Source organism: Neisseria sp. HMSC058F07, from assembly GCF_001810035.1.
Classification (GTDB): domain Bacteria; phylum Pseudomonadota; class Gammaproteobacteria; order Burkholderiales; family Neisseriaceae; genus Neisseria; species Neisseria perflava.
Genome location: NZ_KV799674.1, coordinates 120,973 through 131,675 on the forward strand (window position 1 = coordinate 120,973; position 10,703 = coordinate 131,675).

A 10,703-nucleotide genomic window follows, 5' to 3' on the forward strand; every position below is an offset into this window, starting at 1 on the left:
GCTCCCTGAAAGGCAGACATGAAAAGCAGTACGCAGACGATTTTGGAACACTCTGCCATCCCCCGACATATTGCTGTGATTATGGACGGCAACGGACGTTGGGCAAAGAAGCGTTTTCTTCCCCGTGTGATGGGGCATAAGCGCGGCTTGGATGCGCTGGAGAACATGGTGAAGCATTGTGCTGAATTGGGTGTGCGGTATTTGACCGTGTTTGCTTTTTCGACTGAAAACTGGCGACGCCCCGAGGAAGAGGTTTCTTTTCTGATGGGGCTGTTTTTGCAGGCTTTGCAAAAGCAGGTGCGCCGTTTGCACGATAACAATATGCGCTTGAGAGTCATCGGCAGCCGTGAGCGGTTTAATGCTGAAATCCTGAAGGGGATTGAGGCGGCAGAAGCGTTGACGGCAAACAATACCGGTTTGACTTTGAGCATTGCCGCCGATTATGGCGGCCGCTGGGATATTTTGCATGCGGCAAATCAGTTGATTGCCGAGGGTGCAACTGAGATTACGGAAGAGGCGTTGTCGCGTTATTTGATGTTGGGCGATGCACCCGAGCCGGATTTGTTTATCCGAACCGGTGGCGAGACGCGCATCAGTAATTTCCTGCTGTGGCAGATGGCGTATGCGGAATTGTATTTTACGGATACGCTGTGGCCTGATTTTAATGAGAAATCGTTGAACGAGGCGATTGTTTCGTTCCAAAAACGGGAGCGCCGCTTCGGGCGGACTTCCGAACAGCTGCCGGTTGAGCAGCAACGGGGTTGAGAACTATGTTGAAACAACGAATTTTAACGGCGCTGTGGCTTTTGCCGCTGATGCTGGGTATGCTGTTTTATGCACCTATGTGGCTGTGGGCTGCGTTTTGCGGCCTGATTGCCATGCTGACTTTGTGGGAATATGCCCGCATGAGTGGCTTGGACAAGCTGAAAATCAACCATTATTTGGCTTCAACGCTGGTGTTCGGCGTGATTGCCTATGCCGGCGGTTGGCAGTTGCCTGATTTGGTTTGGTATGTCGTATTGGCGTTTTGGCTGATTGTCATGCCTTGGTGGCTGAAAGCAAAATGGAAGTTAAACGGCGGCTGGCAGGCTTACACAGTCGGTTGGTTGTTGGTGATGCCGTTTTGGTTCGCACTGGTTTACCTGCGCCCTCAGCCTGAAGACGCGCTGTCTTTATTGGCGATTATGGGTTTGGTGTGGGTGGCCGATATTGGTGCATATTTCTGCGGCAAATCGTTTGGCAAGCGCAAAATTGCGCCGACCATCAGTCCGGGTAAAAGCTGGGAGGGTGCGATCGGCGGCGCATTATGCGTTGCCGTGTACATGACCATCGTATGGAAAGCCGGTTGGCTGGCTTTTGAAGCCGGTTGGTTCAAAACGATTTTGATCGGCTTGATTCTGACCGTTGTCAGCGTGTGCGGCGATTTGCTGGAAAGCTGGCTCAAACGTGCGACCGGTATCAAAGACAGCAGTAATCTGCTGCCGGGACACGGCGGCGTGTTCGACCGTGTGGACAGCCTGATTGCCGTTATCAGCATTTATGCCACCTTTGTATATTTGTTTTAAACCGCCTGTCTCATATGGTTGGGGGAGCTGATTATGTCCGAACAAAAACAGATTTCATCTTTATCGATCTTGGGCGTATTGTTGGCACTCGGATTGATGGCTGCAGCGTTTATTTTGGGCGTGCAGTTTAAGAATCTGCGTCAGCCGGGGACGATTACCGTAAAAGGTTTGGCGGAGAAAAACTTCCAATCCGACAGCGCAACGTGGAATACGGGCGTGAACGCGCACGGCGAGAGCTATCAGGAAGTTTTGGATTTACTGACGGCAAGACGCAAGAAGCTGTCTAAGTTTTTGGGTGAGCAAGGCTTTACGGCGGCTGAAATGAAAGTGGGTCTGCCTGAAGTGTCGCGCGTCTTCAATGAAACCCGCGACGAATTAGGCAACGTAACCCGCACGCCCAACGGCTACGATGGCGACCTCAATATTGTGGTCAACACCAAAAAATTGGACAAAATCCAAGCCGCCCAGCGTGCCATTTTGAATTTCCGTGCGCAAAACGAATTTATCCGCTTCGACAATCCGCAATATTTGTTGGGCAATTTGGAAACCATCAAACGCGATTTGATTACGCAGGCGACTGAGGATGCGCAGAAACGCGCGGCCGAATTTGCCAAAACCGGCGGCGGCAAAGTGGGTGCCATGCGTTCTGCTTCGCAAGGCTCGTTCAACATCTATGCCGACACCGGCAGCAGCGAGGACGACGAGTACGGCGGTTCTTACGATAAAAGCACCGTCGGCAAACAAGTCCGACTGGTTGTTACCATCGAATACGGCATTGAGTAATTCTTTCAGACGGCCTTTTCAGCTGGGAGGCAAAAGGCCGTCTGAAAATTGGAAACGGCAAAGAAATTTATTTCAAACACAATGAATACCGTTTGCACAGCACACAAAGAACACACCATGACACAACAAGTTCTGACCATATTAGGCAGCACCGGCAGCATAGGCGAAAGCACTTTAGACGTTGTTTCCCGCCATCCCGAAAAATTCCGCGTGTTCGCGCTGGCAGGGCATAGGCAGGTGGACAAGCTGGTGGCACAATGCAAACAGTTCCGCCCGGAATATGCCGTTGTCGGCGATGCTGACCATGCGGCCGAGTTGGAAAAGAAACTCAAACAAGAAGGCATCAATACGCAGGTTTTATATGGTTCTCAAGCCTTGATTGATGTCGCCTCTGCCGATGAAGTCAGCGGCGTGATGTGTGCCATTGTCGGCGCGGCTGGCTTGCCGTCGGCTTTGGCTGCCGCTCAAAAAGGCAAAACCATTTATCTGGCAAACAAAGAAACACTGGTGGTTTCCGGCGCATTGTTTATGGAAACCGCCCGTCAAAACGGCGCCACCGTCTTGCCGATTGACAGCGAACACAACGCCATCTTCCAAGTATTGCCAAGGGATTACACAGGCCGTCTGAATGAGCACGGTATCAATTCGATTATTCTGACCGCATCAGGCGGCCCCTTCCTTAACACCGATTTAAGTACATTTGACAGCATTACGCCCGAGCAGGCGGTCAAACATCCGAATTGGAGCATGGGTCGCAAAATTTCCGTCGATTCCGCGTCAATGATGAATAAGGGCTTGGAGTTGATTGAGGCGCATTGGCTGTTTAACTGTCCGCCGGAAAAACTGGAAGTCGTCATTCATCCGCAATCCGTGATACACAGCATGGTGCGTTATCGCGATGGTTCGGTATTGGCGCAGTTGGGTAATCCCGATATGCGTACGCCGATTGCTTATTGTTTGGGCCTGCCCGAACGTATCGACTCCGGCGTGGGCGAGCTGGATTTCGGCGCATTGTCCGCATTGACCTTCCAAAAGCCTGACTTTGACCGTTTCCCATGTCTGAAACTTGCCTATCAGGCAATGAATGCAGGCGGCGCCGCGCCTTGTGTGTTGAACGCCGCCAACGAAGTTGCCGTGGCCGCTTTTTTAGATAAACGCATCAAGTTTACCGATATTGCCAAAGTCGTTGCCCACTGCCTTGCACAAGATTTTTCAGACGGCCGTTACGATATCGAAGGCCTGCTGGCGCAAGACGCGCAAACACGCAGACAGGCAGAAGCCTTTATCGGCAAACAATAAAGTTTCAATGACAGGCCGTCTGAAACGTCAACCGCTTGGCATTTAGGCAGACAAAATGGAACAACTGCCTTTATAATCGGTTTTCAGACGGCCTTATCCGTTGATCATCACATTCCATACAGGGGATTTTTTTGCAAACCTTTTTAGCCTTTATCGTCGCCATTCTGATTTTGGTCAGCCTGCATGAGTTCGGACACTATATTGTTGCCCGCTGGTGCGGCGTTAAAGTCGTGCGCTTTTCCGTCGGCTTCGGTAAGCCCTTTTTCACCCGAAAACGCGGCGATACCGAGTGGTGTCTTGCCCCGATTCCGCTGGGCGGTTACGTTAAAATGGTCGATACGCGCGAAGGCGAGGTGGCAGAAGCAGATTTGCCCTACGCCTTTGACAAGCAGCATCCGGCCAGGCGCATCGCCATTGTCGCTGCCGGTCCTTTGACTAATTTGATTTTGGCCGTTTTGCTTTACGGTTTGAGCTTTTCCTTCGGCGTGACCGAGTTGCGCCCCTATGTCGGCATGGTCGAACCTGCCAGTATTGCCGCCAAAGCAGGTTTTCAGGCGGGTGATAAGATTGTATCGGTCAACGGAATCGCCGTTAAAGACTGGAGCGATGCACAAACCGAGATGGTGTTGAACCTTGAAGCCGGTCCTGTAAAAGTTGCTGTTCAGACGGCCTCAAATACCCAAGCCATCCGCATAATTGATGCCGCCGGCACGCCTGAAGCAGGTAAAGTTGCGAAAAACCAAGGCAACATCGGCCTTTTGCCTTTTAGAATTACTAACCGCATCGGTAAAGTCTTGGCCAAAAGTCCCGCCGAAAAAGCAGGTTTGAAGGAAAACGACAAACTGCTGACTGCTGATGGGAAGCCCATCGAAAGCTGGCAAGCATGGACGGAACTCTTCCGCGCCAGCCCCGGCAAACGAATCGAGCTGACTTACGAGCGTGACGGTAAAATACTGGCGACCGCTATCCGGCCGGACAGCGTCGAGCAGTCAGCAGGCGTGCTGGTGGGTAGAGCCGGGCTTGCTGCCCAGGCGGATAAAGAGTGGGATAAGACCATCCGCTACCGTTATACACCTTCCGTTGCCCAAGCCTTTGAATTGGGTTGGAACAAAACCGTCAACTATTCGTGGACGACCCTCAAATTTTTCGGAAAACTGGTTACGGGCAATGCCTCTTTGAACCATATTTCCGGCCCCCTGACCATTGCCGATGTCGCCGGACAATCCGCCAAACTCGGATTGCAGAGCTACCTCGAATTTCTGGCCTTGGTCAGCATCAGCTTAGGCGTGTTGAACCTTTTGCCCATCCCCGTTTTAGACGGCGGACATTTGGTTTTTTATACCGCCGAATGGATACGCGGAAAGCCTTTGAGCGAGCGCATACAGGCAGTCGGCCTGCGCTTCGGACTGGCAGCCATGCTTTTGATGATGGCTGTGGCTTTCTTTAATGACATCAACCGTTTGTTTGGATAATTTATGAAACTGAACCAGATTGCTTCCGCTTTAATGGTATTGAGCCTGTCTCCACTGGCATTGGCTGACTTTACCATTCAGGACATCCGCGTCGAAGGCCTGCAGCGCACCGAGCCGAGTACCGTCTTCAACTACCTGCCCGTTAAAGTCGGTGATAATTTCAATGATGCGCGCAGTGAAGAAATCATCAAAAAACTCTACGCAACCGGTTTCTTTGACGACGTACGCGTCGAAACCATGGACAATCAAGTCCTGCTGACCGTGATTGAGCGTCCAACCATCAGCTCGCTCAATATTACCGGCGCGAAAATGCTGCAAAACGATGCCATCAAGAAAAACCTTGAAGCCTTCGGTTTGGCGCAATCCCAATACTTCAACCAAGCAACGCTGAACCAAGCCGTTGCCGGTTTGAAAGAAGAGTATTTGAGCCGTGGCAAACAGTCTGTCCAAATCACTCCGACTGTAACCAAACTCGCCCGTAACCGCGTATCTATCGATATTGCCATCGAAGAGGGCAAATCTACCAAGATTACCGATATTTCCTTTGAAGGCAACGAAGTTTATTCCGACCGCCGCCTGCTGAAACAAATGTCCCTGAGCGAAGGTGGTATGTGGACTTGGATCACTAAGAGCAATCAGTTCAATGAGCAAAAATTTGCTCAGGACATGGAAAAAATCACCAATTACTACCAAAACAACGGCTACTTCAACTTCCGCATTTTGGATACCGACATCCAAACCAACGAAGACAAAACTAAGCAAACCATTAAAGTAACCGTCAGCGAAGGCGACCGCTTCCGTTGGGGCAATGTACGCATCGAAGGCGATACGCTGGAAGTGCCGAAAGAAGATTTGGAAAAACTGCTGACCATGAAGCCGGGCAAATGGTACGAGCGCGCGCAAATGTCCAATTCGCTCGAAGCCATCCAAAACCGCATGGGTCAGGCAGGTTACGCATTCAGCGAAATCAATGTCCAACCGATTCCCAATGCCGAAACGCATACCGTTGATTTTGTGCTGACCGTTCAGCCGGGCCGCAAAATCTATGTGAACGAAATCAACATTACCGGCAACAACAAAACCCGTGACGAAGTCATTCGCCGCGAGTTGCGCCAAATGGAATCGGCGCCTTACGACTCTGCCAAACTGCAACGTTCTAAAGAGCGCGTTGAGTTGTTGGGCTACTTCGACAACGTTCAATTTGATGCGGTTCCTGTGGCCAATACCCCTGACCAAGTTGACCTGAACATGAGCCTGACCGAACGTTCTACCGGCTCGCTCGACTTGAGCGCAGGTTGGGTTCAGGATACCGGTTTGGTGATGTCTGCCGGCGTGGCTCAAGACAACCTGTTCGGTACGGGTAAATCCGTTGCCCTGCGCGCTTCCCGCAGTAAAACCACAGTAAACGGCTCGTTGTCGTTTACCGACCCATACTTCACACCTGACGGCGTAAGCTTGGGCTACGACCTTTACGGCAAGTCTTACGACCCGCGTAAAGCTTCTTCCAGCGCGAAACAATATAAAACTACAACTTTCGGCGGCGGTTTGCGTATCGGTATTCCGGTTACCGAATATGACCGTGTAAACTTCGGTTTGGCCGCAGAGCGTCTGACCGTGAATACCTACAAAGGCGCGCCTAAACGCTATGCTGACTTTATCAACCAATACGGTAAAGGCGACGGCAGCGGCGTGGGTAACTTCAAAGGCTGGTTGTACAAAGGTACCATCGGCTGGGGCCGCAACAAAACCGACAATGCCTTGTGGCCGACCCGCGGTTACCTGACCGGCGTAAACGGCGAAATCGCCTTGCCGGGCAGCGACCTGCAATACTACACCTTGACCCACAACCAAACTTGGTTCTTCCCATTGAGCAAAGATTTCACGCTGATGCTGGGTGGCGAAGTCGGTTATGGCAACGGCTACGGCAAAACCAAAACCATGCCGTTCTTTGAAAACTTCTACGGCGGCGGCTTAGGCTCCGTCCGCGGTTTTGAAAGCGGTACGCTGGGCCCGAAAGTCTATGACGAATACGGCGAGAAAATCAGCTACGGCGGTAACAAAAAAGCCAACGTTTCCGCAGAGTTGCTCTTCCCGATGCCGGGCATTAAAGATTCGCGTACCGTCCGTCTGAGCCTGTTTGCCGATGCGGGCAGCGTGTGGGATGACAAAACTTACAACGACAGCAGCAGCAATTCTTATTACACCAACGGCGCGCTCCAAAACGTGTATGGCGTAGGCACAACGCACAAATCGACATTCAAAAACGAATTGCGTTACTCTGCCGGTGCTGCCGTGACTTGGCTCTCTCCGCTGGGTCCGATGAAGTTCAGTTATGCTTATCCGATTAAGAAAAAAGAAGGCGACGAAATCCAACGCTTCCAATTCCAACTCGGTACGACATTCTGATGATGTTTAGGCCGTCTGAAACCGGGTTTGTCCGTTTCAGACGGCCTCATGGCAGATTGGCGGCAAGCTTATTGCAAACCGCCCGTTTGTTTTCAAGCAAGGATTTTTATCATGAGTAAAATAGCCGACACCCTCCGTGTCCTCACCGTAGCCCTGCCGGGTTTCGTGCTGTTGCCGCAAGCGGCGGCGGATGGAGTGCAGAAAATCGGTTTTATCAATACCGAGCGCGTTTATCAGGAATCCAAGCAGGCGCAAAGCATTCAGATGACTTTGGAAAAAGAGTTCAAAAGCCGTCAAACCGCCTTGCAAAAGTTGCAACAGGAAGGCGAGGCTTTGGAGCGAAAACTGAGCGGCGACAAGCTCAGCGACAGCCAAAGGGAAGCGGAAACCCAAAAGTGGCGCAATCTGGTACAGAAATTCCGCAAGGAGCAGGCCGAGTTGGCAGAAGACTACAATCTGCGCCGCAATGAAGAATTCGCCGCGCTCCAGCAAAATGCCAACCGCGTCATCGTCGATTTAGCCAAGCGCGAAGGTTACGACTTCATCTTGCAGGACGTGATTTACGTCAACGGCCGTTACGACATTACCGACAGCGTTATCAAAGCCCTAAATGCTCACTGACTCTGCTCGGCAGCGAATGTGATATATAGACAAACCTAAGGCCGTCTGAAACCCAAACCGGCATCTTTCAGACGGCCTGACATCTTGACGGCAGATTATCATGACTTCACAAGCATACACCCTGTCCCAAATCGTTTCCCAACTCGGCGGCGAATGGAAAGGCGAAGACATCGCCATTACCGCCGTCCGTCCGTTGGATCAGGCGCAGGCGGAACACATCAGCTTTTTGGCCAATCCGAAATACAAAGCCGAAGTACACGACAGCCAGGCAGGCGCAGTGATTGTGTCGCCGAAAGCCGCAGACGAATTTGCAGGCCGCAACCTGATTGTGGCTGCCGACCCTTATCTTTATTTTGCCAAAGTGGCACGATTGTTCTCGCCGATTGTCAAAGCACAGGGCAGCGTACATCCGACTGCCGTTGTCGAGGCCAGCGCCAAAGTGCCGGCAAGCTGCGAAATCGGCGCGAATGCCTATATCGGCGCGAATGCCGTATTGGGCGAAGGCTGCCGTATTTTGGCCAATGCCGTTGTCCAACACGATTGCACGTTGGGCGATGAAGTCGTGTTGCATCCCAACTCCGTCATCTATTACGGCTGCACTTTGGGCAACCGTGTCGAAATCCACAGCGGCGCCGTCATCGGCGCGGACGGTTTCGGCTTGGCCTTTGCCGGCGATTCATGGTTTAAAATTCCGCAAACCGGCGCAGTCACGCTGGGCGATGATGTGGAAATCGGTTCGAACACCAATATCGACCGCGGCGCAATGAGCGATACGACCGTCGGCAACGGCACCAAAATCGACAACCAAGTCCAAATCGGCCACAACTGCAAAATCGGTTCGCACACCGTTATCGCCGCCAAGACCGGTATTTCCGGCAGCGTCACCATCGGCAATTATTGTATTATCGGCGGCGGCGTCGGCACGGTCGGACACATCGAAATCGCCGATAAAACCACCATCGGCGGCGGTACATCCGTTACCCACAGCATTACCGAAAGCGGCCAGCATCTGGCCGGTATTTTCCCGATGTCGGGCTACAAAGACTGGGCGCGCAATGCCGTTTATATCCACCGTTTGAGCGAAATGAACAAACGCCTCAAAACGCTGGAGAAACAGCTTGCCGACAGCGACGAAGCCTAAAGGCGGCGCAAACAGTCCGCGCCCCCGCATCCGAATACGTTTAAACCCAATACAAACAAGGAAAGACGAACATCATGGACGTACAACTCCCGATTGAAGCCAAAGACATTCAAAAACTTATCCCACACCGTTATCCGTTTTTGCAACTCGACCGCATTACTGCGTTCGAACCGATGAAAACCCTGACTGCGATTAAAAACGTCACCATGAACGAGCCGCAGTTCCAAGGCCACTTTCCCGACCTGCCCGTGATGCCCGGCGTGCTGATTATCGAAGCCATGGCGCAAGCGTGCGGCACACTCGCCATCCTCAGCGAAGGCGGCCGCAAAGAAAACGAATTCTTCTTCTTCGCCGGTATTGACGACGCCCGTTTCAAACGCCAAGTCATCCCCGGCGACCAACTGGTTTTTGAAGTCGAGCTGCTGACCAACAAACGCGGTATCGGCAAATTTAACGCCGTTGCCAAAGTCGACGGCCAAGTTGCCGTTGAAGCCGTGATTATGTGCGCCAAACGCGTGGTGTAAGAATGGGACAGGCCGTCTGAAAGTTCAGACGGCATCTTGCAGGCAATACCTGTATCAGACAGCAAGGAGACAGCATGACCCTTATCCATCCGATCGCCGTCATCGACCCTAAAGCCGAACTTGACTCCAGCGTCAAAGTCGGCCCATACAGCATCATCGGCCCCAATGTGCAAATCGGCGCGAATACCGAAATCGGCCCGCACGTCGTCATCAACGGTCATACGACCATCGGTGAAAACAACCGCATTTTCCAATTTGCCAGCCTCGGCGAAATTCCGCAGGACAAAAAATACCGCGACGAGCCGACCAAGCTGATTATCGGCAACGGCAACACCATCCGCGAATTTACGACGTTCAACCTCGGTACGGTTACCGGCATCGGCGAAACCCGTATCGGCGACGACAACTGGATTATGGCCTACTGCCACCTCGCCCATGACTGCGTGGTCGGCAACCATACCATCTTCGCCAACAACGCCTCACTTGCAGGTCACGTTACCATCGGCGACTACGTCGTCTTGGGCGGCTACACGCTGGTGTTCCAATTCTGCCAAATCGGTGACTACGCCATGACCGCGTTTGCCGCCGGCGTACACAAAGACGTACCGCCGTACTTTATGGCTGCAGGCTACCGCGCCGAACCGGCCGGCCTCAACAGCGAAGGTATGCGCCGCAACGGTTTCACTGCCGAACAGATTGCCTCCGTCAAAGATGCGTATAAAACCATTTACCATCGCGGCATTCCGTTTGAAGAAGCTAAGACAGAGATTCTGAAACGCGCCGAAACCCAAAGCGAATTGGCGGTATTTAAAGACTTTTTTGCACAATCCACACGCGGCATTATCCGTTGATTGATGGATTGAAGGCCGTCTGAAACTTTTTCAGACGGCCT

General features: G+C 52.2%; 10 protein-coding genes. All 10 read left to right on the top strand.

Features of this window, described 5'->3' with window-relative positions:
* The first annotated feature begins 18 nt into the window (after positions 1-18).
* Positions 19-765, top strand: a complete 747-nt coding sequence (locus tag HMPREF2696_RS03955; RefSeq protein WP_004519126.1) for an isoprenyl transferase — start codon at positions 19-21, stop codon at positions 763-765.
* A 5-nt stretch (positions 766-770) separates the two neighbouring features.
* Positions 771-1,565, top strand: coding sequence for a phosphatidate cytidylyltransferase (locus HMPREF2696_RS03960; protein ID WP_049335758.1), 795 nt, complete (start codon positions 771-773; stop codon positions 1,563-1,565).
* A 33-nt stretch (positions 1,566-1,598) separates the two neighbouring features.
* A complete protein-coding gene (locus HMPREF2696_RS03965; RefSeq protein WP_003747899.1) occupies positions 1,599-2,348 on the top strand; it encodes an SIMPL domain-containing protein in 750 nt (249 codons plus the stop codon).
* Positions 2,349-2,465: 117 nt separating this feature from the next.
* Positions 2,466-3,647 carry a 1-deoxy-D-xylulose-5-phosphate reductoisomerase gene (gene ispC / locus HMPREF2696_RS03970; RefSeq protein WP_049335842.1) on the top strand — a complete coding sequence of 394 codons (1,182 nt, stop codon included), beginning with the start codon at positions 2,466-2,468 and terminating at the stop codon, positions 3,645-3,647.
* Between the two features lie 131 nt (positions 3,648-3,778).
* Positions 3,779-5,119, top strand: a complete 1,341-nt coding sequence (rseP, locus tag HMPREF2696_RS03975; RefSeq protein ID WP_004519122.1) for an RIP metalloprotease RseP — start codon at positions 3,779-3,781, stop codon at positions 5,117-5,119.
* Between the two features lie 3 nt (positions 5,120-5,122).
* A complete protein-coding gene (bamA, locus tag HMPREF2696_RS03980) occupies positions 5,123-7,525 on the top strand; it encodes an outer membrane protein assembly factor BamA (RefSeq protein WP_070587898.1) in 2,403 nt (800 codons plus the stop codon).
* 111 nt (positions 7,526-7,636) lie between these two features.
* Positions 7,637-8,146, top strand: coding sequence for an OmpH/Skp family outer membrane protein (locus HMPREF2696_RS03985; RefSeq protein WP_039861888.1), 510 nt, complete (start codon positions 7,637-7,639; stop codon positions 8,144-8,146).
* A gap of 100 nt (positions 8,147-8,246) precedes the next feature.
* Positions 8,247-9,287: a UDP-3-O-(3-hydroxymyristoyl)glucosamine N-acyltransferase gene (gene lpxD, locus HMPREF2696_RS03990; RefSeq protein ID WP_004519119.1), complete on the top strand. Its 1,041-nt coding sequence runs from the start codon at positions 8,247-8,249 to the stop codon at positions 9,285-9,287.
* A gap of 74 nt (positions 9,288-9,361) precedes the next feature.
* Positions 9,362-9,811, top strand: a complete 450-nt coding sequence (gene fabZ / locus HMPREF2696_RS03995) for a 3-hydroxyacyl-ACP dehydratase FabZ (RefSeq protein ID WP_003681704.1) — start codon at positions 9,362-9,364, stop codon at positions 9,809-9,811.
* A 74-nt stretch (positions 9,812-9,885) separates the two neighbouring features.
* Positions 9,886-10,662: an acyl-ACP--UDP-N-acetylglucosamine O-acyltransferase gene (lpxA, locus tag HMPREF2696_RS04000; protein ID WP_004519117.1), complete on the top strand. Its 777-nt coding sequence runs from the start codon at positions 9,886-9,888 to the stop codon at positions 10,660-10,662.
* Positions 10,663-10,703: the final 41 nt, after the last annotated feature.